Origin of the sequence: Paenibacillus zeirhizosphaerae (assembly GCF_030705605.1) — a bacterium.
Lineage (GTDB): Bacteria > Bacillota > Bacilli > Paenibacillales > Paenibacillaceae > Paenibacillus > Paenibacillus zeirhizosphaerae.
In genome coordinates this window covers 26,281-52,395 of record NZ_JAPCKK010000027.1, presented here as the reverse complement: position 1 = coordinate 52,395, position 26,115 = coordinate 26,281, and the positions used below count along the sequence as shown (strand labels likewise).

Sequence of the window (26,115 nt, the reverse complement as noted above, 5' to 3'; positions counted from 1 at the left end):
TGGAAGTATTGTATAGGAAATAGGTCAAGATATTTAATCTTGACCCTTCTTTCTTCATTACAACTTCCATTTATTTCAATTTTCTGATTTGATCAACATAAGACATCACGATCAATCTATATCTTGTACGCCTTCATCGCCTTACGCAGCTCCTTAATCGTCGGACGCTTGCCGTACATCAGCACACCAGTCCGGTAAATCTTGGACGCCAGCCAGCCGAAGAAGAGGATTGCCGCCACCAGCAGCGCGAGCGAAATCCAGATTTCCCAGGCGGCGGCGCGGTCGAGGCCGATGCGCAGCAGCATAACGGTCGGCGACGTGAATGGGATGTAGCTTGCCACCTTCACGAGCATGTTATCCGAAGCTGCAATATTGAAGATCCCGATATAAAAGGCGACCAGCGACAGCATGGTGATCGGCATAACCGCCTGACCAAGGTCCTCCGTACGGCTGACAATTGAACCCACCGCAGCGAACAGCACGCCATATAAAAAATATCCCAGTATATAGAACAACAATCCGTAAATCAGCACAGCATAATTCAAATCGGCAAGCCGCAGATCGAATTGGCCCAGGATGGCCTCGTTGTGCGGCAGCAGCAGATTGCCACCCACGACAAGAGCGAACACCACAATCTGCAGCATTCCCACATAAAAGATCCCGATAATCTTACCGAACATCTGGGTCAGAGGTGACACGCTGGTGATAAGGATTTCCATCACGCGCGAGCTCTTCTCGGCTGTGACCTCAGCAGCGATCATGTTGCCTGTCATCATCGCCGAGGTGAAGAAGAGGATCATCAGCACATAGATAATGGCATAGTTGATGTCCCCTACCTGCTCTTCCGCAGCAGTACCGTTCCCGCCACCTGCCTCGTCTTTGCTAACCTCTCTGCTATCAATGGCCACCCGCTCCGTGATCTGCGCTATCTGATTCGCTGACAGCGCATCCCCTGCTACAGCTTTCGTCTTGGCCTTCTGCAGCCCGGATTGCAGCAGAGATACGATCTCCTCGGACGGTTCATCGTCCACTGAAGCATAGCGCACCTGTGGGAATGCTCCCTCACCTTCAGGCCTCACCAGTTCCACATATCCCTGAACCTGATCCTCTGCAATAGCGGTCCGTAATTTATCGTCCCCTGCACTGGGATAGTGAACCCATTCGACGGGCGTGACCGATTGAGTCAGGCTGTACTGCTCCAGCTCGTCTGCAACTGTGGTGTAGTCATTCACGATCAACCCAAGCTGGACCTGTTCCTTGCCGCCTGTTTCTCCCGCCGTGTCTCCCTTGAATATAGAAATCAGGTACGGAATATTCATGGCAATCGTAATGAGCAGCGCCAGTATAATGGTGGTCCATATAAACGATTTGGTTCTGGCTTTTTGGCGAAAAGTAAAGCCGATCACCGTTCCCATTTTATTCATGAGCTTCTCCGACCTCCTTGATGAAAATTTCATTCAATGTAGGCTCCATAATCTCGAAACGGAGAATGTCTCCTTGTGCCATAGCTGTCTGCAAAATACGTTGAGCGGCTGCCGCTTCGTCGATATACAGCATCCAGCCATGCTCCAGCCTTTCTACCTTACGTACACCTGGAATCATGTCCAAGCCCTCTATATCACGGGATGTCACCAGCCGTACCTTTTCGCGCGGATAGCGGTCTTTAATGGACTTGATTTCACCTTGCACCACCGTGTTGGAGCGGTGCAGAATGGTAATGTTGCGGCACAGCTCCTCTACATGCTCCATCCGGTGGGTGGAGAAGAGAATGGCCGTACCCTGATCGCGCAGTTCTTTGACCGTGTCCTTAAGCAGCTCTACATTAACAGGATCAAGCCCGCTGAAGGCCTCGTCCAGAACGAGGATCGGGGGGCGGTGAACGGCTGCAGCGATAAAGCCCATTTTCTGCTGGTTGCCCTTGGACAGCTCTTCAATCCTCTTATCGTAGTACTCCGGTACGCCAAAACGATCCAGCCAGTAACGCAGGCTTTGGTCCGCATCCTTGGCAGACATGCCGTGCAGCCGACCGAGATAGATAATCTGCTCGCTGACCTTCACCTTCGGATATAATCCCCGTTCTTCGGGCAAATAGCCCATGCTGTGCTGAAGCTCGGCGCTGTACGGCTTGCCGTTATACAGAATGCGCCCTCCATCCGGGTAGATCAAGCCCAGCACCATACGCATCGTGGTCGTCTTACCCGCCCCGTTGCCTCCCAGCAGACCGTAAATCTCACCGTTGTTCACCTGCAGGGATACCTCGTTGACTGCTGTTTTGTCCCCATACTGCTTCACAACCTGTTCCAATTGCAGCATGCTCATGCTTCATTCCCCTTTCCCACAGATGTCATATGCTGCGGCAGTCGTCCAGCCGCCCAGTGCATCATTAATTCATCAAGCTCGAGAGCCCGGGTACGCAGAATGCGGATGCCTGCCTCTTGCAACACTTCCGCCGCCACAGCTGCTTCCATCGTGACGACACGCTGCAGCAGTCCTTCCTGGCTCCGTTCCAGAACGCACGGCAGGTCGGCTGCATCCTCCTCCGTACCCTCGAACCATATTTCCTTCCCGCTCTCCAGCAGATGATCCTTCTCGGCGCAGCCGAGAAGCTTACCTTCATGCATCAGGACAATATAGTCAGCCAGCCGTTTGATCTCATCTACGATATGAGTGGCCATAATAATGGTCGTCTTCTCGTTCCTCATACAATCCCGCAGCTCTTCCAGCATCATCTTCCAGGCAAAAGGGTCCAGCCCGGATGATGGCTCATCCAGCAGCAGGAGGCGTGGATGAGGAGCCAGCGCGGCGGCCAGCTCAAACCTCCTCCGCTCGCCCTTCGACAGCTTGGATAGCTTAGTATGTGCCGGTACCTCAAATTTCTCCATCAGTCCCCGGAAACGGATTTCGTCCCAGCCGGAATACCATAACGCGCGAAGTTTGGCTGCCTGCTCCGCGGTCATCCTGTTTTCTTCGGCAAAGAAATGCTCAGGCATGTATCCGATCCACTGGCGGACATCCGGGGGCAGCTCTCCTTCATAGCTCCGGCCGAACCAGCGAATCTGCCCAGAATCCGGCAACGCAAGCCGGGTCAGCATGTGCAGCAGCGTGCTTTTCCCAGAACCGTTATGTCCGACCAGCGCGACCACATAACCGGCGGGCACCGCCAGTGTAATCGGTCCGATTTGACGACTGCCTCTTGCCTTGGTGACATTCTCCATCTCAATCACGATGTTCTCCGCGTTCCTCATGCTTGTTCCTCCCCCTTTGCTGTCCCGTATTTTCTGGCAACCGCTTCGTCGAACAGAGCCCGCAGCTCCTCCTTGGTGCACTGCACTGCTAACCCGATGTTCACCGCCTGCTCCATCGCCTCTTTAACCGCCTTGAGACGGTAGCTCTCCTTCATATCCGTGCCGATACTCGCCACAAAGGTGCCCGTCCCCTGACGGGTTCGCAGCAGCTCCTCGTTCTCCAGATCCTGATATACCCGGCGAACGGTGATCACGCTGCAATTCAGCCTGCCCGCAAATTCCCTTATGGAAGGCAGCAGCGTGCCTTCAGGAATCTGGCCTGTAATGATTAATGATCTAAGCTGCTTCTTGATCTGCGCATACAACGGTTCGGCGCTGTTCTCGTCAATTTGCACCGGTATGTTCATCGTTCTTCTTCACCCTCGCCTTCTGGGCTAACGCCCGCCCGAGCCCCCTTTTTAGACCAGATCACGTGCAATCAGCTTACGCAGCATCAGTCGTGAGGACAGCAGCATCATTCCCGTACCGGCTGCCAGCGCCAGCCACATGGCCGGAGAGGCCACTCCCCATGCCAGGCTCATATCTCGTGTCCATAAAATCATATTGCCCCCGCATATTCTGACGATAGCAGCCACAATGACGGATGAGCCCATGATCCACAGTGATAGCCAAAAATAGGTTTTTCCTTTGACCAGAAATTCCAGATACATGTACAGGCTGTTCACGATCATGCCGTAACCGATCCAGGTAAGCCCAAATGATACATAAAAACCCAGAGATTGGATCACGCGCAAAGGCTCAATAGTCAGAAACAGCATCGCAAAGTAAAGGGTGCCGTTGGCCAAAAATGCAAGAATTGCCTGCTGAATTCGGCTTGTAATCACAGTTCTGGCCCCCACAGGCAGCAGCCTGAAGTATGCCAGCATCTGCGTGTATGAATCCTCCTGCAGATACTTGAAAGCCCGGTGATTAAAAATAAACCCGAGAAACGGAATCAGCGCCAGCAGCATAAAATCAGCAACCGGATTCTTAAAGCTCTCCCTCTCCAACTGAGCATTTATAACAAAAGAGGTCAACAGCGCGAGATAAGCTATAAAAATCAGCGTCCATAACGCAACATAACGGTCTGCGCTAAACTCCCGCATCGTAATCCGCCACGCCTGCTTAAAAGCTGCCATGTCATCAATCCTTTCACTTCTCATCCATTCCATAGGTGTGATTACTGTATATATCTTTATACACAGTATATAAACTCTGGATCCTTCCGTCAACCTTGCCAAAACACAAAAAAGCCGTCCCTTATCACGTGACCGTGAAAAGGACGGCGTTGCCGATGCGCTGATTATTTACGGTAACGTACGGCTCAAGAGACAGAAGAATCCAGTCGACCTAGCTCATTCTCCACCACAAGGGTGAGTTCCTCCTCATACCCTCCGGTAATCCGATACTTGCGTACGTACTCTTTTACAAACTTTTTGGGATCCTTTGGCCGGAAAATTCGAGTCATCTCCCGCAGGCTTTCTTTGACTTCATTATGACCTTTCGTTGCCATGTTAACTCCCTCCCAAAACGTTGGAAATAAATGCTCCGATGAAGAGAATGCTGCAAAGTCATGTCAACATATACACTGAAGTAGCAAGTAGAATATAGCTTAGGTCGGGGAACGAGCCAAATGGCCGTATGCCTGACACTAGACTTACCCGAATCGCTTCTGCCTGAATCACATCCACATTATATCATATTCAGAATTCAGATTCACTTTCCAGGTAAAGCCACAATTTTCTGTCTATTTTTCTTAGTACTGTACTACAGAGGGTCATAATATGCATCGGACTTTTGGCAGGAATTTATATAAGTAAATTAATTGCAGTATACCTAACAATCATCAGCAGAATATTAAAGGAAGCCGGTGGTTCCGGAAACATTACAGAAATATTACTTTTATCCTGAATCCACAGGCTATAATACATCCATCCGCCACATTGGCGGGAAAAAGAGGCTCTGCACGGTGGACAAGTCTATCCCGATATTCAATGTAACCGGTGGCCATATGCCCACGAATACCCGCAGTACAGACTATTGAACCCTGCGCAGACGAGAAGCTGCTCGTGCGTGCTGACGAAATCATCCGGCTAAGTATCCTAAAATGCAAAGCTGTCTTGTGGCCCGGACGCTCATACATCGGGGCATATTGGCCTGTATCTGACCTTCCATGATATGCTTAAGTTCGGAATGTGGCTGCTGAAACCTGAACAATTCGAGTACAATGAAAGACAGATGGTTGATAATGGGGGCATCAACATGGGGAACGAAACACCGAAAATTCTGATTCTGTACGCCAGCTACGGCAACGGCCATTATCAGGCTTCACGGGCTATCGAAGCCGCGTTGCACAAGCGGGGAAGCTGTGAGGTCATTCTGCTGGACCTGATGGCCGAGGCCCATCCGCTGCTGAATGAGTTAACTAAATTCGTATATATGCAGAGCTTCAAAACGATCCCGCAAATTTACGGCTGGGTCTACAACTTGACCAAGGATATGCACGCCAGATCGGCTTTCGGCAGCATGCTGCATTCCTTCGGCATGCGTAAGCTGCAGGAGACGCTCGCGCATGTACAGCCGGATTTGGTCATTCATACCTTCCCGCAACTTGCGCTCCCTGCGCTGCGGCGCAAAACAGGTATGAATCTGCCGATCGTCAATGTGCTTACGGACTTTGATTTGCACGGGCGCTGGCTGCATCCGGATATCGATCGTTATTATGTACCGACCGAGGATATGAAACGGGAAGCCGAGGAGCGGGGAATCCACCCGGACCGTGTCATTGCCAGCGGAATACCGATTCATCCGTCATTCAGCGGTGCAATAGATGGACTGCTGCGGCTGGACAATGGCGAAATAGCAGCGCCGAACAAACGGACCGTACTTCTGATGGCCGGAGCCTTCGGCGTATTATCCGGTATTCGTGATATTTGCCGCGGCCTCATCCGCCTCCCGGATGTGCGCGTGCTGATCGTATGCGGCCGGAACGAGACGCTAAAGTCCGAGCTTGATCATGAATTTGCCGGGCTGCCGGATATCCATACCTTCGGATTCGTGGACCGTATCCCCTCTCTGATGAAGGCCAGCGATATGGTCATTACTAAGCCCGGGGGAATCACTCTGGCCGAGAGCATCGCCTCCGGGCTGCCGATCCTGATTTACCGCCCTGTTCCAGGCCAGGAGTTGAACAACGCCCTCTATCTCGAAGGAAAGGGTGCCGCTCTGCTGTCCCACCATGCGGAGGAGCTGATCGGGCAAGCCAGCAGGCTGCTCACAGATCCTCTGCAGGCAGAACGGATGAAGCAGGCTGTTAGCCGCCTCCGCAAGCCTCATGCCGCGTACACCATCGCCGATGACATCCTGAGCCAATGGTTTGCTCCCGTCACCGCCTCTGTCTGATATTTGCATGATTTTTTCTCTTTGAGGGCATTTTAACCAGGAGAACGTGTAACGGAAGGAGACATTTATGGATTCTAATGACAAAGATATACTCCCGCTTTCGGGAGAATCTGTAGAAGTTGACGGTGTGTATCAGGATGAGGACGGCCATGAGCAGCATCTGAAGCGGGGACAGCATTTTCCTTCAGATCTTGTACTGGGACAAAGCGAGTGGAAGCTGACCGAGTATTCCTTCGACAATCACCATGAGGGGACTACAGATGAGCGGCTCGTTCCCAAGGAAAACGATACCGACAAGATAGGGAAAGTTACGCACCCGCGAAAGGAAAAGAAGAGCGGACACCCTTAATCCTGTATCGTTGGAACGGTTAGAACTGCTTCCAAAATGGAATATCGTAAGCCAATAAAAAAGGACGAAGCCCGTCGTAAACGGGCCTCGTCCTTTTGGCTTTTTAGATTAACGACTTGAGACTTAGCGGATTAGTCCCTTCAGCAGTTGGTTGTTCACTGCCGAGAACACAGCTTTCTCCGTCATATCGAAGGGGCTACCCAAATGTTCCAGCTCAAATAATTTTATGGTTTTCTGTGTCAGAGGGTCCAATGTATAGACAGAAGAGCCAAGAACCAATTGAAGATTTCCATCTTCCGTAAGTTTGATACTCGCCGGACCGGAAGGATCATACGTAAATGTGCGTTCCAGCATTTTATTGAATACATTGTAAGTCTCAAGTTTGCCGTTAGCATAGACAACATAGTTTCCGGACACAGCCGGCTCAACTATAGCACCTTCCGGGATATGGCGCTCCCACTTCTTCTCGCCATCCGCATCGAATCCGAGGAGCATGCCGCCTTGTTGTACGTCACTTGCAGCCCGCACGAGCACTGAACCGTCGCTCAACATAACCACAGGGTCCCCGTCCGTGTAAATTCGCATATCCGAAGGGAACGTATATGAATCCAATACGGACAGCGAATCATCTAATATTTTAATACTAGGATGAGGAGCATCCCGCCACTGTTCATCCACCTGAACCTTACGATCCACGTTCATCACGATCCTGTCGGCCTCGGCAGCGATGACCGTACCATTAAGGAGACTCTGGGAAATGAGCTTGCCCTCAGTGGAATATTGCGTAATCGTAGTGGATACCGATCCGTCCCAGGAAGGCTCGCCTTCCTTATAAACGAGCAGCTTGCTGCTGCTTATCAGGCTGACTTTGCTGCCGCCCGCAACTTCCAGCGACCATGTCTCCGTTCCTGTCGGCGAGATGGCGTGAATGCGTGCCGTACCGTCCGTGTATTGAGCATAGATGTAAACTATACCGGACCCGGTATACATCAACTGGGCACTTTCAGTGTAGGGTCCCTTCTCCTTATGCAGCTCATACTGCCACTTCAGCTCGCCCGTCTGATCATCAAAAGCCTGCAAAATATCCAGATAGCCAGTCATATCCTGCTCCACACTCACAGCCTGGCGGGTATGCACATAGACAAGCCTCTGGCGAGGCACGGCATGCACATTCCGTTCCGCCGTCTGCTCCACACCGTTCTGTCCATTCGTTCCCACAAGAGCGGGAGACGTCCAAAAGGCTGGCTGTGATAGCTTGGTTGCTGTCTCTTCAGCTATAGCGGCGTCCGTTACTCCCGCTTGATAGCCCGTCAGCAGCACCGCAGTCAGGGCCGCGCTGGTCCATAACTTCCATTTTTTTAATTTCATAGCTGTTGTTCCCCCTACTTTCTTCAACCTCACCAACGCACAAAACCGCCAGAATACATATCCGGGCGGTATCACGCAACCAACGTAGTTATGATTCTATATCTATTTTAACATCTGGCAATTTATTCTGCAAAAGGCACGAGCAAGATACGACCTACCGCATATTTTGCAAAGGTCCGGTTTTGTGTACAATGAATGAAGCACGCTGCGGAGAATCAGCAGCAGGAGAGGAGATTATTTTCATAGCATGAGCAGGAAAGGATTTATACAGGAGTTCAAGGAGTTTGCACTTCGCGGCAACGTAATTGATCTGGCGGTCGGCGTAATCATTGGGGGCGCCTTCAATAAAATCGTGACCTCCGTTGTCAATGACATCGTAATGCCGCCAATCGGAAAATTTCTGGGGGGAGCGGATTTCGCGGACCTTTACTATTCGCTGGACCCGGACAAGACCATCGATGCAGCAGGCAACCGACTCTCCCTTTCCAAGGCCCAGGAGGCGGGCGCAGCCGTCATATCGTACGGACAGTTCATTAATGTAGTGCTCGATTTTTTGATTGTGGCATTCTGCGTTTTTCTGCTGGTGAAAGGGATCAACATGCTGAGACGCAGACAGGAGAAGGCCGAGAAAGCGGAAGAAGAGAAAACAACAAAGGAATGCCCGTTTTGTCTTTCGGAAGTGCCTATCAAGGCGGTCCGCTGCTCGCACTGCACCTCCATGCTGGAGGAAGCAGTACAGAAATCATAATTTTTATTTTTAATCCAAAAACATCCGCCGGAGATGGGACTGACCCCATTGCATCGGCGGATGTTTTTAGTTCATAGCGAGCAGCATACACAAATGACGGTCCTCCCGGTATACCTCTTCCCCTGGATCCAGCTCCGTTCCGTAAAAGCGGCGTAATGTCAGACATTACGCGGCCCGCCGGAAACATATTTACCAATGATGGTTTCGTACCGCCATCCATACCGGGAGGACAGCTCCGCGCCCATGTCGTTCTCCATTTCGTAGAGAACAACATCCTGGGCGAACTGATTCAACAGCAGCTCCGTCATAACCGGATGCTCCGTGACGACAGCCTGAGTAGGGCCGCGGTCTCCCCTCATTCCAAGCATGCACCAGCGGCGATCAACGACAAACGAAAATTTGCGGCCGGCCGGTACCGCATCCGCTTGGAACGCGCCGCGCGGCAGCCACTGGCCGAGAGCAGCTTCACCGCTGTCGCAAGCCCAGAGCACCCTGACTCCGCGCTGCTCCGCCTCCTCCAGTTGGTCGCATACTAGCGCCGCTTCCTCGCGCCATACATCCACGACGATCTCATACTTTGCCCTGCCGAGCTCACGCGCAAGGCTGGCCAGTACTTCCTTGTCCCCCTCCATATTATGGAACGGAGTCTCCGAGCCAGGGCGCGGCATAGCTCTTTCCACCGTCTCCAGCGATTCCTGGAGACGCCCGGAAATGATGCGCGTCAGCTCTTCCACCGGCAGCATGCTGTACCGGACAGGCTCCCCTTCACCTGTGTGCAGAAATCCTTGACCTGCCAGCCTTTGCAGTGCGGCATACACATTGGAGCGGGAAGCTCCGGTTCGCTTGGACACTTCATAACCTGAAGAGTCCCCGTTCTTCGCTAGCTCCACCATAACCTTGGCTTCCATATCCGTAAATCCGAGATTTTTCAAATGATGCAGCAATTGTTCCATACCTTCCGTCCTCCCATGCTGTCGAACACCGGCCAGCTAGAATAATCTGCTGACACGCTGCATCAGATCTGCTCCGCCCCGCAACGCGGGCACCACTTAGACCCTTTTGGGAGTTCAGCCGTACAGATTTGACACTTCACCAATCCCCTTGCAGAGTTGGTTTCTACAGGTTCCACTTCCTCATCCTGATTGTTGGTCTTCCAATAACGAATCCGCTCATCCAGCTCATGCTGGCGTTCGCGCTCCAGTTCTTCTCTGCGGCGGCGCTCCCATTCCGCATCAAATTCCGCCTTTTCCTCGGGTGAAAAATTCGGATCCCCAAAATCATCCTCATCCAGCTCCGGCGTCTCGAACGGCTTCTTCTCTATCGGCGGCTCCACCGGCTTATCCGCATAGCTGAAAACCGCGGTGTCCGTGAACTGAGGAGCCTGCTCGCGCGCAACTGCCACTTCTCGGAATGCTGTCTCGTCCACGAGCTTGCGCCCGCATTTCGGACAGAAGTTGGCGTCCCGTGGAACAGACGCGCCACATTCGCACAAACGCTCGTTCTTAAGCTCAGCGATGCGGCTGCGGATGCTGTCAATCTCATCCTGCAGCTCGTCACAGGCTTTCGAGAGCTGGGTCATTTCAGCTTCCGCAACGGACATATCCCGGAGGCGGTAACCCTCGTAGAAGATTTGTCCCATTTTCAAAAAATGAACATCCATTTCCTGCTGTATGGAGCCAATCTGTGAGTTCATTTTTTGAATTTCCACAGCATGCTGTGCTTTTTCAGTGGCCTTGTTGGCACCATTTTTAATTTTTTGCAGTAGGTTCATATAAATCCTCCTATCGGCTCATGGGTTAGACAACAGACAGCTTCTGCCACCTGAATTCTGATATTCCCATAAACAGCTAAATTTCCTTATTTGTAATCTACTATAATAGATAACCTCGCGGCTGGAAACTTCTTTCTGCAGATACTAGTTGTTTTTTGTCGAAAGATGGCGACTCTGTCGAGAAAAGCCTATCTCCGGTATAATAGAGTTCTGTTTTAATGAAATGACTCAATTGGGGGGAGTCAGGTCTATCATACCAAAAACTCCCCCTCTTTGGGAAAATGGAAGATTTTGAGAATGAGCGAGGTTTCACCATGGATCCAAACAACAGCTTTTACCCCCGCCCTCTGGGCGTCTCTTATAATTTGTCCCTCCCGACGGCGGGAAGCGCATCAATGGATACAAGCATTCAGCTCGTCGGGGACAGTGAAGCGGATGCGCACTATTTCCGCTCCCTCGAACAGGCTGGAATTCTGCTGAACAAGCCACAGCTTGAAGCGGTCCGCTACGGTCAGGGCCCGCTGCTGACCCTTGCCGGAGCAGGCTGCGGGAAGACGACCGTGCTGGCCGCCCGCGCCGGTTATCTGATGGCGGTGCGCGGCGTATCCCCTTCGTCCATTCTGCTGGTGACCTTCACCAGCAAGGCCGCTGCCGAGATGAAGGAACGCATCGCTGCCCTTCCGGACATACGACCGGCGGCGGCACGGGCGGTGCAGGCGCGCACATTCCACTCCTTTGCCCTCGCTCTGCTCCGCCATCAAGGAGTAACGGAGGACATATTCGGGGATACCCAGGCTCAGCATACCGTAATGAAAATGCTGCTGCGCCAGCTTGGTCTCAGTGAGGCTTATCAGCCGGAGAGCCTGCTGGCCGCATTGTCGGCCTGGAAAGCGGAAGGCCGCCTTACACATGAGCTGCCGGAGAACGGGCAGGAGGAAAGGGACGCTAAGCGAGTTCTGCTGGCTTATGAGGATTGGAAGAAAGAACGGCAAAAGATGGATTTTGACGACATTCTGCTGCGGGCCTCCATGATGCTGCGTAATCCGGCGGTGCTTCAACCGTTGCAGAGACGCTTCTCCTATATCATGGTGGATGAGTTTCAGGACACCAATACGCTGCAGTATGAAATGGTGCGCAGGCTGGCTGCCAAGCACCGCAATCTGATGGTGGTCGGCGATGACGATCAGACGATCTACACATTCAACGGGGCCCGCCAGGAATCCATCCTGGAATTCGATAAGGTCTATAAGGATGCCAGGGTCATCACCCTAAACATCAATTACCGCAGTGACGCGAGAATTCTGGGTCTCGGCTCCAGCATCGTGGCCAAAAACCGGAAGAGACGCGCCAAGCGTCTCGTCTCCGCCGGCAGGGAAGGGCTGGAGCCGCAGTTTTTCACCCCATCCAATCCAGAGGAAGAGGCCATTCACGTCGTATCCCATCTGCTCCGTCAGGTGGAGGAAGGGATTGTGCGCTACAGCGATATTGCGATTCTGCACCGCACGGCCAGCGGCAGCCGTTCCATCTTCGAGCAACTGGTGATGCGGGATGTGCCGTTTATTCAGTACGGGGCAGGCACGGTATTCTACGATCAGTCCCTGATCCGGCCATTAATGGACCATCTGCGGCTGGCGCTTAACCCCCGCCGTATGGAATGCATGCCGAGCGCGCTCGGACCATTGTATGTTCCACGCGAGACCGGCATGGATTATATTCAGAGGGAGGAAAAGAAACAGGCCAAGAAATACCCGCTGATCCACCTCACCCGCTGGGAACGGCTGCGCGACTTCCAGCAGGAGCAGGTCAAGGAGCGAATCAAGCTGATCAAGGGGCTGGCTGCGATGGCGCCGCTGCTGGCGATCCAGGAGATGCGCAGGGTATTTTACGATAAATATCTGGAAAGTGGGGACCCTGGGACCTGGACACACTATAAAGAAACGCTTCAGGAAAGTCTGGAGGAACTGGAGACCGCCGCACGCCGCTTTGAGACAGTAGAGGAGTTTGTAGCCTTCGCGGACGAGCTGTCGAAACGGCACCGGGATATGGAATCGCTGCGCACCGCCGCTGACGGGGACGCCGTCAGCCTGATGACCATCCACCGGGCCAAGGGGCTGGAGTTCCCCTGCGTATACCTGATCGGTGCCAGTGAGGGCATTCTTCCCCACAGCACGGCTCTTGGCAAGGAGCCTCCCGAGGATCTGCTTGCTTCGGTCACGCCCGACTCCCAGACCGATCCGGAGCAACTGTTAGAGGAAGAGCGGCGGCTGGCTTATGTTGCAGTCACCAGAGCGAAACAATTGCTGTACATCACCTCACCCGCAGCCAATCACGGCAAGACCGCCGCGCTCTCTCGCTTCCTACTTGAGGCCTATGGCGTCAAGCCGTCCGCAGCTCCCGGGCGTTCGGAAGCGACCGCTGAACGTGCGGGAGCTCAGGCAAGCTCCGGTGCCCAGGCCCGTGAAAGGAAGGCACGGATGATTACCGTCCCGGTCTGGAGCTGCTCCTCCTCCACCTGCAGCGCATGGATCAGAAAGGATATCAAGCAGAGCCGATACGGACGGACAGAGACACCAGCACCGGTGGAGTCTGCGCCTGCATGCCCGCTGTGTTCCTCTGTTATGCAGGCGGGAACACGCAGCGTGCCTGCGCGTTAATGTATTTTGCTTATACATTTAATAAGCGGGTGCCCAGGCTGCTGATACTGAACGGATATAGTTACAACAAAACGGCGTTCGCACTCGCGAACGCCGTTTCTATATTCTCTTTGACTAAACCAGAAACCGCTTCGTTCTCGGAGCCGCTTTACTGCTCGGCCTCCCCCACGGCCTGCTACATTAAAAATGTCCCAAGGACCAGCGAGACACCGATAATGATGGAGCGAAGCAATTGGGCCAGAGCCACATTTCCTCTTGCAATTTCCTCACAAATTTTCGTGCGTGGTGTCACCCAGTCGAAAACAATATAAACCAGGGACAGAATCACGATACCGATCACCGACCATATGAGCATATCCAGCCAGGCATGGGTGCTGAAGGACACCATGCCGACAATGATGCACAAGCCCAGCATTTTGCTGCCCATGTAGATTCCTGCGGCCTCATTGCCACGCGCCATTTCCTCGTTATCGTTATACCGGGTGATTTTACTGAACACGAAGTAGCCGGCAATCAGCACAATAAATAATAGGACGATACCGATTCCCAAGTTAACTAGGGATAACCCGAATTGATTCAAGAGTTCTCCTCCTTCTGTAATCTATATAGAATAAAAACATGGTGCCCGTCCGGTGTAAAAACTAGCCGCCCTCCGGCTCAACCACCGCCGCACAGTAATAGGCCATATCACCGGTTACCTTCTCCCCGATTCTAGGAAGCACACCCGCAAACCTGCCTCCAGCAACAAATATACCTGTCAGCAGATGCCCTTTGTAGAGCCCTTCCTCTGTTGCGACCTCCGCGCCCTGCATTGGCCAATAATGCTGGTAGACCTTGGGCTGCTCATTGTAATAAGCCTCAGCTTCGGCAGATTCAGCGGCTTTCTCGGCCGTCAGCGTCCCCGTTTCCACTCGGGAACGACCTTCATCCACCTCTCCGCAGGAATCATTCATCAGCATGGTGCCCTTGCCTTCCCGACCCCATATTCCTTTGGCCGCATAAGCAGTTCCGGTCTGTTCAAAAGGCGCGGCATCGAAATAAGTGGGCAGCAGATAAGTCCGGATGATCTCCAGCTCACTGTCATCGAATAGACGGAACCCGCAAAATTCCGGAGTCTGCTCATTACGTTCGTAAAGCGACCAGACCGTGGCCATAAAGCCTTTGCTCTGGGTAATCATGTGCTGAGGCGGATTCATCAGACCAAGCCTGCCCTGCTCCACCAATCGAATGAGCTCATGTCCGACCTCCAGTCCGCTTTCCGTCTCCCGGTCGTGAATTAAATATTCCAGCGGGTACAAGCGGTAAAGAATCCGAATCAGCTCCCCCCGATGGAACAGCCCTTCATCCGGGATGATTTCCAGCTCCTCAAGCGGCGCATAGGCTGCAGCAAAACCAGCTTCCTCACACATCCGCATAAGATAGCAGGTGTTCATCCGATCCTCAGTATGCCAGTCATAACATGTAAAGAAAACTTTTCCATCCAATCCCTGATCCCTGTACAACCCGATCAGCGCCGACAGCGTCTCCCTCAGCTGCTTATTCATGCCTTGTGAGGGAGATGTCAGAGCCAGAGATGCTGCCAATCGCACCAGTTCACCTTCAAGATAAGCCGCCTCCGGGATACCTGTCGGTGTATCCGTATTATTCTCGATGCACTTCATACCCTGCTCTCCAATAATCCAGTCCTGGCGGGTAATGCCGCCGTAGGGGACAGGCGTACGCGCCGCGCGCAGCAGTCCGGGATGGATGCCTAGAGGACCAGTCAGGTAACTATCCGGCATATATTCCTGCACAAATGCCAGCACTTTGCGGTAGATGGCGTCAACCGCTTCCGCCGCATAGATCAGCTCCTCCATCTCCTTCTGTCCATACACGGTCAGCGCGGGCAGACAGTACTGCTTGCCGTACATCCGGTGATACGGAATTTGTCCGGCAATCCTGCCTGTAAATAAATCATCATGCCGGACGGGCAGTTGTAAAATCCTCCGCATGGCTTAACCTCCCGAAAAGAAACCGCCACCGGAGCCACCGCTTCCAAAGCCACTGTGCGACGAACCCGATTTATAGGATGAGCTGCTTTTTGTGGAGCTGCTGTAGGAAGAACTGTTGTGCGAAGAACCTCCGTAATAGATGCCGCCATAGTACCCGCCGCCATTTGAGCTATAATCGCAAACATCCGGATTATAATAATCCGGGTCATCACAGTCATCATCATTACCGCAGCCTGCCAGCGCAGCCGGAACGACAAGCATTAGCGCGAAAGCCGCCATTTTCACCTTAGAGCCGGGCTTGAACTCCTCCTGCATCATAAATCAACCTCCTCCAGGAAGAAATGCACGCTGTTGCGGCCAGTATCCAGCACAGAGTATAAATACTGATAGGTCCTACCATCCAGCACGGTATAGTGATCCAGCAGCCGCCGGGCCAGCTCCAGCGTGAATACCGAAGCTTCATTGCGGTCCATTGGATGGAATCGCTTCTCTTTCCATAGCCAGTATGAAGGCTTTAATAGAGACGAGGCGGTGCCTTCCCCGGACAACACCTCTGTAATCGCCGAAGCATACGGCTCAGACACCTGCTCCTTGAATGGCGTTACATAGACAGAATGAGCCAGATTATCTTCATTTTCATGGGAGGTATGCCCCCACAATCGCCCGTTCAGGCAGGTCGCATCCACAAGCTTCCTTAAGAAAAGCTCATCGCCTGATACGGATTCATGCGACAGGCTGCGGACCTCCCGCTGCTTTACTTCGGACCATTCCCGGTACATAAGCGAATAATAAATAGCTACTCCCTTCCTTTCTTCATCAATTGTGCATAGCTCGCTTCATCACATACCCCGTACAGACGTGCATCCGGAGGGATCGGCTGGTCAAGCTTGCGGTTAATGCTTAAATCAGACCGGTCCGCGATCAAGGTGATCCCCTGCTCCAGCAGGTGTACGAACGCCTCACGGTAGGTCCGCCATGCCGGATCAACCGGCACCTCCTGCAGATCCTCGCCATGCCTACTGCTTAACAACTGCCGGAAGATTTCCGCGTTTCCTTCTTCCAGTGCGGAACGGACCGCCAATCGGGAAACCGCCTCATGAGAGACGATAAAGTCATTGACATGTACGTGCTTAAAATTGGATATGTGGTCTTCCAGCATAATCTCAACTGTGGTATGTACTTCTGGAGCCGTCCGCTCAATACCGGACACAATCAGCAGAGATTTTCCATCCACCAAAGCGTAGTCCTCGACATTCGGATCGGCCAGAATAATGGCCGCCCTGGCGTGGTGAATACCTGCCTTGTGCAATGTCGCCTCCGCCGTGGGATCACCGCTCACAAAATGAACCCGCTCATGGCTTAGAGGGATTCTTTCACCCGCATCCACCACTACAACTTCAAGACCGGGATCGGTGGCCAGCAGCTCCTCGACAGCATACTGGGCTTTGCGGCTCCAGTTCAGCACAATGACATGACCTTTTCCGTAATAGTCCAATCTCCCGCTCTCCCTTCTTTCCTTCAGCTTCACAAACACATCAACAACCTTGCCGATCACAAGACTGAGCAGTCCGATGCCAAACAGATATAAAAACATGGCAAACAGTCTCCCGCCCGTCGTTACGGGATAATAGTCCCCATATCCGACGGTCGATAGCGTTGTCATCACCCACCACACTGCGGAAAACCATGTGCCGAAGGTCGCCGGTTCAATCCAATAGATGATCATCGAACTCACGAGCACGAACCCGGCGGCGAACATAAGAATAAAGCTGCTCTTCACTCCAAGCATTTTCACAGACATGCGGCGCAAAAAAAATAACAATTCTTCACCCCCTTTCACGCGGCAGTCTATACCTAACGAGTTGGCACTATTTACAACTATACGTAATTGCTGACTTATAGGTTCATTTTGGAAAAAAATTAACGCTAAAAAACCGTCTTCAGCCGAAGACGGTCCTCGAAACGAGCAGACAAACTATCATGTCCACACCTTCTACAACTTAATGTGATCCTCATCAAAGTACTCTTCCAGAGTCAGTCCCTTGCTTGCCGCATCCTTCGCCAGATCTGGGCCGATGTAGCGGATATGCCACGGCTCATAGACATAACCCGTGATCGCTTCTTGTCCCTTCGGATAACGGATGACAAAACCATATTCAGGGGCATGCTTCGCCAGCCATTTGCCTTCCTTGGAGCTGCCGAAGGATTCCTCCAGCGCATTACCTACGCTAGGACTGGACACGTCAATGGCAAGGCCGGTCTGGTGCTCGCTCATGCCGGGAACTGCGCTGACTCGTGACGCATACTCCAAACCTTTGGTTTTTACATTGTTATTGTAAATCGTTTTCTGCCGTGCATAGGACCGGTAGCCGGACACCGCGCGCAGCTTAATGCCATCCTTCTTCGCAGCCGCGAACAGCTCTTCAAGCGCCCCCGCCGCTTCCTTACGCATATGCCGCTTTTCATGCGGGCCTTCGAAGGAAAACGGAACATCCGGCTCCACCAGATCGGAGGGCTTATAGCCTTTAGGCAGGCTGCGCTGTTTGTTAACAATGACCGTCTGAGCGGTGGCATTGGTTACAACGGCGACTCCACCCACCTTCTTGGTGGTCGATTGGAGCGAGCTTGCGGTGCGCTCCGCCAGAACCGGATCTGTGGCATCCAAGCCCTTCCCGCTGTCAGCAGCCTTTCCTCCACCGCCTGTGTTACCCGATTCACCTGTGTTATCGGGCTTATCTGTGCTGTCGGAACTATCGGTATTGCCTGTGTCTGGGGTTGGCTGAACAGGCTTCACGGTCTGGCTGGTGTCAGCCGGGGCATCAGCCTGCGGGTTTTCCTGAGCTACCGCGCCGCCTGTCCCGCAGCCTGCCAGCAGCAGGCCCGGCAGCAGCAGCGCCGGGAATAGCAGTTTTGTTCCGTATACTATGGTTTCTTTATTTCGTTCTTTATCTCGTTTCATGATGCTTCCCCGTTTCTTTTCATGTGAATAAGGCAATCCCCTTTATTTTACATGAAAAGACTGGCGGTCGAAACCCGCCATGAAGGCCGTCCCCGCACATTCATGCTCCGCTGCGCCAATATGCGGCCATATGCGACATTATCCGCTGTTTTTGGGCGGATACGCTTCTCTTGCACGGGCGGCAGCCTTCCCCCGGATCAGCTCAAACGCCTGCGCGGCGCGCGGCAGGCCAGGCAGCAGCCCGGCGGCATCCGGCGCGGCGCTGTCTGCCACAAGCTCCTGCGGCAGCTTGACCTCCACAGCGTGGAAGCCCGGGCCAGGCCGGTGCAGCGTGCCCTCGGCGGCCGCTTCGGCAATCCACTCGCCGATGGCCGCGCCGCCGCTGCGTGAGCTGCCGCGCGTGCCTGCACCCGCCATGGCCGCAGCAGAGGAGGCCTCCTCCATCTCCTGCGGCCATGCGGCGAAGACGCCGCGCAGCAGCTCTTCGCGCGGCAGGCCCGCAAGCTGCAGCCTCTGCAGCGGCGCGGCGGCCAGCGCTTGCGCCGCCGCAGCCGCGTGCGGGCAGTCCGCAGCTCCGCAGGAGCATGCCTCCGCTTGCGCAGTAGACAGATCGCACGCGTCCAACAGAGGGGTGCCCTGCCCTTGCAGCAGCTTGTACAGCTCCAGCGGACATTCCCCCAGCTCCGCCAGCAGCCGTGCCTTCCGCTCCGCCGTTAACAGCGGAGCGGTCCCAATAACCCGGTATCCTGGCGAAGCAGCCGAAGCCGACCCATTCCCCGGACCGGCTGCAGGAGTGACCACCGCCTCCCAGCGCCCTACGGATATTTGCAGCTTAACTTGCATACGGCTCCTCCTTATACCCAGATGTCGTTTTGCAATGAGATCAGTCCACGGAGCTCTTCGTCCGACATTTCCGTCAACCAGTTCTCACCCGAGCCTACAACCTGCTCGGAGAGCGCCTTCTTGCTCTCGATCAACTCATCGATCCGCTCTTCCAGTGTTCCTTGGCAGATCAGCTTATGCACCTGCACATTCCGGCTCTGCCCGATCCGGAAAACACGATCTGTAGCCTGATTTTCGACCGCAGGATTCCACCAGCGGTCATAATGCACCACATGGCTGGCACGGGTCAAATTCAAGCCCACGCCTCCGGCACGCAGGGACAGCACGAACAAATCCGGCCCATCCCCTTGCTGGAAACGCTGGACCATCTCGTCCCGCTGTGATTTGGGAAGGCCGCCGTACAGGAAAAACGGCTTCTGCCCATACACGCGCTCCAGCCGCGATACGAGCAGTTCTCCCATCCCTACATACTGTGTAAATATAAGGGCGGCTTCTCCGTTCTCCCGGATCGCCTCCACCAGCTCCAGCAGCCGTTCCATTTTGCCGGAAGCCTCCTGCTTTGCCATATCGCTCCGCCCAGGGGCAAGCAGTGCGGGATGGTCGCAGATCTGCTTCAGCTTGGTCAAGGACGACAGCACCAGACCTTTACGGGCGATGCCTCTCTGTCCATCAATGTTGCCCATCAACTGATCCACTACGCCTCGGTACATGCCGGCCTGCTCAGGGGTTAGCGCACAGTACGATTTAAACTCCAGCTTCTCCGGCAGATCCTTGCGGATGTCAGGATCACTCTTGAGTCTGCGCAGCATAAAGGGCGACACCAGCCGGTGAAGCTCGCGAAGCGCCAGACCCCTTTCCTCCCCCGCCATCGTATACCGCTGGCGGAAGGATGAGGCCGTTCCCAGATACCCCGGATTCAGAAATTGGAATATCGACCACAGCTCGCTCAGCCGGTTCTCGACCGGCGTGCCCGTCATGGCGATCCGATGCGGGGAGGACAGCTTCATGACGCTTTGCGACTGCTTGGTGCGGGCGTTCTTAATATACTGAGCTTCATCAAGGACAACCGACAACCAGGTAATGGACGACAGATCCGGCCCATCACGGCCTGCCAGATGATAGGTTGTCAGCACGATATCATGCTTGCGCGCCTCCTCCTGAAAACCCTGCCCGTGCAGGCGCTGCCCGCCATGATGAATATATAAAGACAAATCCGGAGCGAACCGCTGCAGCTCCCGATGCCAGTTGCCAAGCAGAGATGTAGGGCAGATGATCAGGGCAGGCCCGTTCTCCGTGCGGAGCTTCCTGTAATCCAGCAGACAGGTAATCACCTGCACGGTTTTGCCGAGCCCCATATCATCCGCAAGGCATACCCCGAAGCCTAAGTCACGCATCGCCGATAGCCACTGATATCCCCGCTCCTGGTAAGGACGAAGCTCGCCGTGCAGCTCAGCAGGGACCGGGCGCGGCTTGACGGAGCGCAGGCTGCCTCCGTCGGCAAGCGAGGCCAACAGGCCGAACGACTCCGTTCCGTAGATGGACAGCCCCTTCCACACGGCTTCTCCCGTCATGTCCTGTTCTGCTGACAAATGCATCCACTCGGCAAAGGACATCTCGCCCTCCTCCTGCTTCTTCATGAACCGAAGCACCTGCCGGATCTCCTTCGGGTCCACCTCAATCCATTCGCCGCGCAGCCTGACATAAGGCAGGTTGGCGGCCGCAATCGCCTCCAGCTCCTCCATGGATAGCTTCTCCCCGCCAAGCACCGCCTCCGCGTCAAAAGCAACAACCCGGCTCATTCCCAGTGGTGAAGCAGCACTCTCCGCCTGTCCCGTATCCCTCATCCGCAGCCTGAGTCCTGCCCGGCGCCGTTCTTCCCGACTCCAGCGTGAAGGCATCTGCACGGTAACCCCGCCCTTTTGCAGCAGCGGAACCGACTCTGTAAGGAAACGGAAGAAGTCCCCCGGCTCCAGACTGAAGCTCTCTGGTCGGGGGTGCAGCAGAGTCTCACGTATGCCTGCGGACACCTCGGACGCGCGGCCCATCGCCGTAAGCAATTGTACGTGGACTTCACGGTAGATGACGTCCCCCCGAACCAGATCCGGCTCCTGATGAGACCAAATAGCTTCTGCGGGCAGTCGCATCCCTGGCTCCACGTCGCTTTCAGCCCAGAAGGACACGCGCCATTCCTTCAGCTCATCCTGTGGGGGCTCAAGCCGCAAACACAGACGCAGGCTGCCTTCCTCCGGCTCCTTCTCCTCCCGTTCAGTATAAGGAACCGCGGCACCCCGCAGCGAAGAGACCTGCCGCGACAGGTCTTCCATCTCCACTGCAGTGCCCTGCACCGGCAGTGGACGCGAGCCTGTGAGCAGACTGTTCCACCACAACTCCGCCAAGGGGGAGCGACCACGGCGATATTCGGCCCGGTATTTGGCGATATCCCGCTCCGCCGCGGTGATGGCGGCTGTCGTCTCCGCATGGACCATCGCGGATATAAAAGAATGCAGCACCACACAGGCGGCCTCCTCACGCGTTTCCAGCTCTCTCCCGGCAAAGGCGGCAGGCGCCGCCAGGCCGATGGCAGGCATGGCCGCAGCCAGCTCCCGGAACCGGGCAATGCTCGCTTCCCCGCTCAGCCGCGGGAGCCATACTCCAACCGCAGCCTCCTGTCCGCCGCGCCGCCTGGCCCCGGCCTGCCGCAGTTCCATCAAACCAGGGACGATCTCTCCCTGCTGCACCAGCTCCAGCGCAAACAGCGCCGCCTTCTGCCAGTACCCGATCTCTTCGCCGAGGCGAACGCCAGCAGTAGCGCATTCCTGCTCATTGAGCCGCAGCAGTAAGGACGCTGTCTCCTTCGCATCAATCGCGAGACCCTCCAGCGTCCGCCCCAGCATGGCACGCCGTTTGCCCCCCCTGACCGGCTCCTGCCGCGCAGGGCCTGACAGACGCACCTCCGCCAGCCTAAGGGCAGCCTGCCGGAAGGGCTGCGAGCCGTCCTTAAGCCTCATTTTGCGCACGATACTGCTCCATGCGTCTACACGTGGTTCCGACGTTTCACCGGAAAAACAAAAAAATACATCTCCGAGCCAAATTCCATACAGCGGTTGATCCATATCTATCTCCCGTCCAGCCTTTGTCAAATTGTTACTCTCCATCATATACGAAAAACCATTCTTTTCAAAACCCTTTTGCCAAAAAGTTTACGTCATGGGACAGATCATGGTCATAACTGTATCTCAGTCCGCAGGGAGACATTATCAGGCTTGTTTTGCAACAATAGAATCTCCCTGATCTGCTATGTACACAAGCACCTTGCGCCAGTCCAGTTGAGGAGCTTCGCCTTCCGGCCACAAAAAAACCGCGGCTCTGTAGCCGCGGCTTGCTCTATGCTGTGCATACGACCGCCGGCCTGTATGCACAATATTTTTCCCCTTCAAGATATAACCATTACTTGGCCTTCAGATTATTCCAGGTATTCTGAAATTCCTCCAGAAGCTGCGCCTTATCCAGCTTGCCGGCGGCGTACGCCTGCATAGAGCTTCCGAATTCCTGGGCAGCGCCTTCAGGATAGTTGCTGAAATTCCAGTTCATGAGCTTGTTGGCCTGGCTATAGCTCACAACCTCAGCTCCCAGATCCCCCATCTCCTCAGGCGTGGCTTCTATGCTCTTCATAGCCGGAATAAATTTAAACTCCTTGGTGATATAACGCTTGCCCTCTTCGGACGTGACCAACCAGTTCAGGAACTCTTTAGCCTCATCCTTGACCTCCGAGTTTTTATTGACAACCCAGTTATTGGCGACACCGACGAACAAATGATCGTTCCGGACGGGGTCATCGTTAATCGGCATCGGCAGAATGCCCAGGTTCAGGTCCGGGTTAATGCCGTCAATCTGCACCTGTGTCCAATTCCCCTGCTGCATCATCGCAGCCTGACCAGTGGCAAAGGCCGTTACCTGGGTATTGTAGTCCGTCGTCAGCGGGTTCTCATTACCATATTCCAGCGTCAGATCAAACAGATTAAACCACTCTTCAAAAATAGGATTTCCCGCAAACTGCTGCGATCCGTCATTCAGACTAGCGACAAATGCCGCCGGATCGTCCTGATTGGCGAAGGCCACATTCAACAGGTGATTGCCGAACACCCACCATTCCTGATAGCCGTTGGAGAATGGGGTAATGCCTGCGGCCTGCAGCTTCTGCGCGGCAGCCTCCAGCTCCGTCAAAGTCTTAGGAATTTCCGTAATGCCTGCCTTGGCGAACAGGTCTTTATTATAAATAAATCCATAGCCCTCCAGGTTCATCGGCTGTCCGTACAGCTTGCCATCCTTGGTCATCGGTTCCCTGGCGACATCGACAACATCGTCCACCCACGCTTGGTCGGACAAGTCCTCCAGATACTCGAACCAGGTGTCCAGCTCGCGGTATCCGCCTACGTTGAAAATATCCGGCTGCTCGCCCGCCGCGAACTTCGCCTTCAGGGCCGCGCCATAGTCGCTTCCTCCGCCGACGGTCTGAATATCCAGCTTGATGCCAGGATGTGACGCTTCATATTCCTCCTTCAGCCGGTTCAGCGCTTCCGCAATCTCCACCTTGAACTGGAAAATATGAATCGTTTTTTTCCCGTCCCCTCCACTTCCACCGTCTGCTGCACTGCCTCCACCCTGCTGTCCGCCGCTGCAGCCCGACAGAACGAGAACAATCGCCATAACGAGCATGAACGCCAATTTACCGAGTTTTTTCATAGGCCAAATCCTCCTTGAATGTAGTATCCATGTAGTTTCCGTTGTATTCATTTTATGAATTGCTCCTTGATGAAAACGCTTACTATCCGTAAGATATCATAAGGCTGTATTCGAAGCAGCAACAACACAGAGCAGTCTGATATCGTTTCCCCGCCAGGCATCAGCCTTTAACCGATCCGGCGGTAATCCCGTGGATAATGTACTTCTGCATGAGCAAGAAGAATATAATAACCGGCAGAATGCCGAGCACGAGGGCAGGCAGCGCCAAATCCCACTGCTTCGTATACTGACCGAAAAATGCATAGGTTGCGATCGGAATGGTACGCAGCTCCGCGCTCTGCAGCACCAATGAAGGCAGTAGATAATCGTTCCAGATCCAGAGTGTGTTCAGAATGATCACCGTCACAAGCATCGGCTTCATCAGGGGATACACGATGCGGAAGAACACACCGTATGGATTACACCCGTCGACCCGGGCCGCCTCCTCGATCTCCACAGGCACCGACTTCACGAATCCGTGAAAGAGGAAAATGGACATCGGAGCACCAAAGCCAAGATAACAGATCACTAGCCCCCCTATGCTGTTCATCATGCCTAGGCTGCTGGTCACCTTGACGAGCGGGATCATGACGGATTGAAACGGGATCACCATCGCCGCCACGAAGAGAGCGAACAGAACCCGGTTGTACCTGGAGTTATGCCGTACCATCCGGTAAGCGGCCATCGAGCTGATCAGAACGAGCAGCAGATTGCTGATCACCGTGACCAGCAGCGAATTCCAGAAGGCTTCTGGAAAACGCGTGATGCTCCAGGCCCGGATATAGTTATTCCATTCAAACGCCTTCGGCCACGCCGCCGAGTCCATCAGCAGGTCCCCGAACGTCTTGACCGAGTTCACGGCCAGGAAATAAAAGGGGATCAGGAACAACAGACCTGCCGCGATCATAACCAATTCAACGGCAAAGGTGCTCAGCCGGTAGCTTTTGCCTGTATGCATCAGGCCTCCACCTCCCTGCTTTTGGTAAGACGGACCTGCAGGCTTGTTACCGCAGCGACAATAATGAAGAAGATGAACGCCTTGGCCGTGCCTAGCCCGTAACGATTGTTCACGAACGCCTCATTGTAGATGTTCAGCGCGACGGATTCCGTCGATCCGAACGGGCCGCCCTTGGTCAGCGACAGATTGAGATCGAACATCTTGAAGGACCAGGATATGGCCAGAAAGAGGCACACCGTCACGGCTGGCATAATCAGCGGTATCATAATTTGACGCAGCACCTGTGTCCGGCTTGCCCCGTCAATAGCGGCCGCTTCCAAAATATCCTGCGGCACATTAGTCAGAGACGAGATATAGATAACCATCAAATAACCCGCCGTCTGCCACACAAATACAATAATAATGCCCCAGAAGGCGGTGATCTCGTCTCCCAGCCACGGCAGCTTGAAGAAGGAAAGCCCGGTTGTGGCACCTATAGATGAAAACCCTTTCACAAAAATAAACTGCCAAATAAACCCGAGCAGAAGACCACCGATGACATTAGGCATAAAAAAGACCGTACGCAGCACGTTGCGCGATTTCAGTGGTTGAGTCAGGAAGTAGGCCAGGATAAAGCCCAGCATATTGCTTAGCACGACCCCCACGACGGTGAAGCGTACAGTGAACCAGAAGGCGGTCCGGAACTTGGCATCCTCCAGCAAAATCTGACGGAAGTTGTCCAGCCCTACCCAGCCCGCCTGGTTGGAGACCCCGTTCCAGTCAGTGAATGAATAATACATCCCCAGCAGAAAAGGGATGACGATAATGATGGCAAAAAACAGTGTGGATGGACCCACAAATACAAGCTGCTGCAGCAGTTGCGATGTTTTGGCCCGGTGCATGTTCATCTCCCCTTCGGTGTATGACTTTCCGCCTCCTTATTATGAATGACTGCCGCAGGGATGAATATGGAGAATCATGCGCCTTTTGGGGGAATATATTGACCTCCCGCACCCGGCTCCAGGCC

At 54.1% G+C, this 26,115-nt stretch carries 25 protein-coding genes; 4 read left to right on the top strand and 21 right to left on the bottom strand.

The features are described from left to right. Positions 1-116: 116 nt before the first annotated feature. The 6 genes from OIN60_RS17670 to OIN60_RS17645 form a co-directional block, all read right to left on the bottom strand. The gene (locus tag OIN60_RS17670; RefSeq protein WP_305756190.1) at positions 117-1,424 is read right to left on the bottom strand and encodes an ABC transporter permease; all 1,308 of its coding nucleotides are present in this window, start codon (positions 1,422-1,424) and stop codon (positions 117-119) included. Next, complete coding sequence (locus tag OIN60_RS17665) at positions 1,417-2,319, bottom strand: ABC transporter ATP-binding protein (RefSeq protein WP_305756189.1); 903 nt, start codon at positions 2,317-2,319, stop codon at positions 1,417-1,419. Before OIN60_RS17665 ends, OIN60_RS17670 begins: the two co-directional genes overlap by 8 nt. Further along, positions 2,316-3,245, bottom strand: coding sequence for an ABC transporter ATP-binding protein (locus OIN60_RS17660; protein ID WP_305756188.1), 930 nt, complete (start codon positions 3,243-3,245; stop codon positions 2,316-2,318). The genes OIN60_RS17665 and OIN60_RS17660 overlap by 4 nt, the downstream gene beginning before the upstream one ends. Beyond that, a complete protein-coding gene (locus OIN60_RS17655; RefSeq protein WP_305756187.1) occupies positions 3,242-3,652 on the bottom strand; it encodes a GntR family transcriptional regulator in 411 nt (136 codons plus the stop codon). Before OIN60_RS17655 ends, OIN60_RS17660 begins: the two co-directional genes overlap by 4 nt. 51 nt (positions 3,653-3,703) lie before the next feature. Continuing rightward, positions 3,704-4,423, bottom strand: coding sequence for a hypothetical protein (locus tag OIN60_RS17650; protein WP_305756186.1), 720 nt, complete (start codon positions 4,421-4,423; stop codon positions 3,704-3,706). Positions 4,424-4,608: 185 nt separating this feature from the next. Beyond that, entirely contained in the window at positions 4,609-4,797 is a 189-nt protein-coding gene (locus OIN60_RS17645) for a hypothetical protein (protein ID WP_305756185.1), read from the bottom strand. A gap of 749 nt (positions 4,798-5,546) precedes the next feature. Here OIN60_RS17645 and OIN60_RS17640 point away from each other — a divergent pair. Both OIN60_RS17640 and OIN60_RS17635 read left to right on the top strand, forming a co-directional pair. Then, entirely contained in the window at positions 5,547-6,686 is a 1,140-nt protein-coding gene (locus OIN60_RS17640) for an MGDG synthase family glycosyltransferase (protein WP_305756184.1), read from the top strand. 67 nt (positions 6,687-6,753) lie between these two features. Continuing rightward, the gene (locus OIN60_RS17635; protein ID WP_305756183.1) at positions 6,754-7,035 is read left to right on the top strand and encodes a transposase; all 282 of its coding nucleotides are present in this window, start codon (positions 6,754-6,756) and stop codon (positions 7,033-7,035) included. Positions 7,036-7,158: 123 nt separating this feature from the next. Here the strand turns inward: OIN60_RS17635 and OIN60_RS17630 are convergent, their stop codons facing one another. Next, positions 7,159-8,403, bottom strand: coding sequence for an outer membrane protein assembly factor BamB family protein (locus tag OIN60_RS17630; RefSeq protein WP_305756182.1), 1,245 nt, complete (start codon positions 8,401-8,403; stop codon positions 7,159-7,161). Positions 8,404-8,650: 247 nt separating this feature from the next. Between OIN60_RS17630 and mscL the strand changes: the two genes are divergently transcribed. After that, positions 8,651-9,151, top strand: a complete 501-nt coding sequence (mscL, locus tag OIN60_RS17625; protein WP_305756181.1) for a large conductance mechanosensitive channel protein MscL — start codon at positions 8,651-8,653, stop codon at positions 9,149-9,151. A gap of 158 nt (positions 9,152-9,309) precedes the next feature. Here mscL and OIN60_RS17620 read toward each other — a convergent pair whose 3' ends face one another. Together OIN60_RS17620 and OIN60_RS17615 are read right to left on the bottom strand one after the other, a co-directional pair. Beyond that, entirely contained in the window at positions 9,310-10,104 is a 795-nt protein-coding gene (locus OIN60_RS17620) for a TrmB family transcriptional regulator (RefSeq protein ID WP_305756180.1), read from the bottom strand. A gap of 62 nt (positions 10,105-10,166) precedes the next feature. Beyond that, positions 10,167-10,922 carry a zinc-ribbon domain-containing protein gene (locus OIN60_RS17615; protein WP_305756179.1) on the bottom strand — a complete coding sequence of 252 codons (756 nt, stop codon included), beginning with the start codon at positions 10,920-10,922 and terminating at the stop codon, positions 10,167-10,169. 314 nt (positions 10,923-11,236) lie between these two features. On the opposite strand from OIN60_RS17615, the gene OIN60_RS17610 reads away from it, so the two are divergent. Then, positions 11,237-13,576, top strand: coding sequence for a UvrD-helicase domain-containing protein (locus tag OIN60_RS17610; protein ID WP_305756178.1), 2,340 nt, complete (start codon positions 11,237-11,239; stop codon positions 13,574-13,576). A 175-nt stretch (positions 13,577-13,751) separates the two neighbouring features. On the opposite strand, the gene OIN60_RS17605 is transcribed toward OIN60_RS17610, so the two are convergent. The 12 genes from OIN60_RS17605 to OIN60_RS17550 all read right to left on the bottom strand — a co-directional run bounded on the left by OIN60_RS17605 (position 13,752) and on the right by OIN60_RS17550 (position 25,990). After that, a complete protein-coding gene (locus tag OIN60_RS17605; protein ID WP_305756177.1) occupies positions 13,752-14,156 on the bottom strand; it encodes a DUF350 domain-containing protein in 405 nt (134 codons plus the stop codon). A 61-nt stretch (positions 14,157-14,217) separates the two neighbouring features. Continuing rightward, positions 14,218-15,567: a glutathionylspermidine synthase family protein gene (locus tag OIN60_RS17600; RefSeq protein WP_305756176.1), complete on the bottom strand. Its 1,350-nt coding sequence runs from the start codon at positions 15,565-15,567 to the stop codon at positions 14,218-14,220. A gap of 3 nt (positions 15,568-15,570) precedes the next feature. Further along, the gene (locus OIN60_RS17595) at positions 15,571-15,885 is read right to left on the bottom strand and encodes a hypothetical protein (protein ID WP_305756175.1); all 315 of its coding nucleotides are present in this window, start codon (positions 15,883-15,885) and stop codon (positions 15,571-15,573) included. Continuing rightward, positions 15,882-16,346, bottom strand: coding sequence for a hypothetical protein (locus tag OIN60_RS17590; protein WP_305756174.1), 465 nt, complete (start codon positions 16,344-16,346; stop codon positions 15,882-15,884). Before OIN60_RS17590 ends, OIN60_RS17595 begins: the two co-directional genes overlap by 4 nt. A gap of 17 nt (positions 16,347-16,363) precedes the next feature. Then, on the bottom strand, positions 16,364-17,389 hold the full coding sequence (locus OIN60_RS17585) for a potassium channel family protein (RefSeq protein ID WP_305756173.1): 1,026 nt from the start codon (positions 17,387-17,389) through the stop codon (positions 16,364-16,366). 171 nt (positions 17,390-17,560) lie between these two features. Next, complete coding sequence (locus OIN60_RS17580; RefSeq protein WP_305756172.1) at positions 17,561-18,526, bottom strand: M15 family metallopeptidase; 966 nt, start codon at positions 18,524-18,526, stop codon at positions 17,561-17,563. 138 nt (positions 18,527-18,664) lie between these two features. Further along, positions 18,665-19,369 carry a phosphoribosylglycinamide synthetase gene (locus OIN60_RS17575; protein ID WP_305756171.1) on the bottom strand — a complete coding sequence of 235 codons (705 nt, stop codon included), beginning with the start codon at positions 19,367-19,369 and terminating at the stop codon, positions 18,665-18,667. An 11-nt stretch (positions 19,370-19,380) separates the two neighbouring features. Beyond that, positions 19,381-22,482, bottom strand: a complete 3,102-nt coding sequence (locus OIN60_RS17570) for a DEAD/DEAH box helicase (RefSeq protein ID WP_305756200.1) — start codon at positions 22,480-22,482, stop codon at positions 19,381-19,383. A 144-nt stretch (positions 22,483-22,626) separates the two neighbouring features. Then, complete coding sequence (locus OIN60_RS17565) at positions 22,627-22,788, bottom strand: hypothetical protein (RefSeq protein WP_305756170.1); 162 nt, start codon at positions 22,786-22,788, stop codon at positions 22,627-22,629. Between the two features lie 28 nt (positions 22,789-22,816). Beyond that, the gene (locus OIN60_RS17560) at positions 22,817-24,112 is read right to left on the bottom strand and encodes an ABC transporter substrate-binding protein (RefSeq protein ID WP_305756169.1); all 1,296 of its coding nucleotides are present in this window, start codon (positions 24,110-24,112) and stop codon (positions 22,817-22,819) included. Between the two features lie 160 nt (positions 24,113-24,272). Next, a complete protein-coding gene (locus tag OIN60_RS17555; protein ID WP_305756168.1) occupies positions 24,273-25,109 on the bottom strand; it encodes a carbohydrate ABC transporter permease in 837 nt (278 codons plus the stop codon). Then, on the bottom strand, positions 25,109-25,990 hold the full coding sequence (locus OIN60_RS17550) for a carbohydrate ABC transporter permease (protein ID WP_305756167.1): 882 nt from the start codon (positions 25,988-25,990) through the stop codon (positions 25,109-25,111). The genes OIN60_RS17555 and OIN60_RS17550 overlap by 1 nt, the downstream gene beginning before the upstream one ends. Positions 25,991-26,115 lie beyond the last annotated feature (125 nt).

What these genes read in the sequence shown, in the direction of transcription:
- OIN60_RS17630 (WP_305756182.1), bottom strand. Translation starts at nt 8,403, where the DNA reads ATGAAATTAAAAAAATGGAAGTTATGGACCAGCGCGGCCCTGACTGCG.
- OIN60_RS17655 (WP_305756187.1), bottom strand. Translation starts at nt 3,652, where the DNA reads ATGAACATACCGGTGCAAATTGACGAGAACAGCGCCGAACCGTTGTAT.
- OIN60_RS17635 (WP_305756183.1), top strand. Translation starts at nt 6,754, where the DNA reads ATGGATTCTAATGACAAAGATATACTCCCGCTTTCGGGAGAATCTGTA.
- OIN60_RS17615 (WP_305756179.1), bottom strand. Translation starts at nt 10,922, where the DNA reads ATGAACCTACTGCAAAAAATTAAAAATGGTGCCAACAAGGCCACTGAA.
- OIN60_RS17575 (WP_305756171.1), bottom strand. Translation starts at nt 19,369, where the DNA reads ATGCAAGTTAAGCTGCAAATATCCGTAGGGCGCTGGGAGGCGGTGGTC.
- OIN60_RS17590 (WP_305756174.1), bottom strand. Translation starts at nt 16,346, where the DNA reads ATGTACCGGGAATGGTCCGAAGTAAAGCAGCGGGAGGTCCGCAGCCTG.
- OIN60_RS17620 (WP_305756180.1), bottom strand. Translation starts at nt 10,104, where the DNA reads ATGGAACAATTGCTGCATCATTTGAAAAATCTCGGATTTACGGATATG.
- OIN60_RS17560 (WP_305756169.1), bottom strand. Translation starts at nt 24,112, where the DNA reads ATGAAAAAACTCGGTAAATTGGCGTTCATGCTCGTTATGGCGATTGTT.
- OIN60_RS17580 (WP_305756172.1), bottom strand. Translation starts at nt 18,526, where the DNA reads ATGAAACGAGATAAAGAACGAAATAAAGAAACCATAGTATACGGAACA.
- OIN60_RS17665 (WP_305756189.1), bottom strand. Translation starts at nt 2,319, where the DNA reads ATGAGCATGCTGCAATTGGAACAGGTTGTGAAGCAGTATGGGGACAAA.
- OIN60_RS17640 (WP_305756184.1), top strand. Translation starts at nt 5,547, where the DNA reads ATGGGGAACGAAACACCGAAAATTCTGATTCTGTACGCCAGCTACGGC.
- mscL (WP_305756181.1), top strand. Translation starts at nt 8,651, where the DNA reads ATGAGCAGGAAAGGATTTATACAGGAGTTCAAGGAGTTTGCACTTCGC.
- OIN60_RS17610 (WP_305756178.1), top strand. Translation starts at nt 11,237, where the DNA reads ATGGATCCAAACAACAGCTTTTACCCCCGCCCTCTGGGCGTCTCTTAT.
- OIN60_RS17645 (WP_305756185.1), bottom strand. Translation starts at nt 4,797, where the DNA reads ATGGCAACGAAAGGTCATAATGAAGTCAAAGAAAGCCTGCGGGAGATG.
- OIN60_RS17660 (WP_305756188.1), bottom strand. Translation starts at nt 3,245, where the DNA reads ATGAGGAACGCGGAGAACATCGTGATTGAGATGGAGAATGTCACCAAG.
- OIN60_RS17570 (WP_305756200.1), bottom strand. Translation starts at nt 22,482, where the DNA reads ATGGATCAACCGCTGTATGGAATTTGGCTCGGAGATGTATTTTTTTGT.
- OIN60_RS17555 (WP_305756168.1), bottom strand. Translation starts at nt 25,109, where the DNA reads ATGCATACAGGCAAAAGCTACCGGCTGAGCACCTTTGCCGTTGAATTG.
- OIN60_RS17550 (WP_305756167.1), bottom strand. Translation starts at nt 25,990, where the DNA reads ATGCACCGGGCCAAAACATCGCAACTGCTGCAGCAGCTTGTATTTGTG.
- OIN60_RS17670 (WP_305756190.1), bottom strand. Translation starts at nt 1,424, where the DNA reads ATGAATAAAATGGGAACGGTGATCGGCTTTACTTTTCGCCAAAAAGCC.
- OIN60_RS17650 (WP_305756186.1), bottom strand. Translation starts at nt 4,423, where the DNA reads ATGGCAGCTTTTAAGCAGGCGTGGCGGATTACGATGCGGGAGTTTAGC.
- OIN60_RS17600 (WP_305756176.1), bottom strand. Translation starts at nt 15,567, where the DNA reads ATGCGGAGGATTTTACAACTGCCCGTCCGGCATGATGATTTATTTACA.
- OIN60_RS17595 (WP_305756175.1), bottom strand. Translation starts at nt 15,885, where the DNA reads ATGATGCAGGAGGAGTTCAAGCCCGGCTCTAAGGTGAAAATGGCGGCT.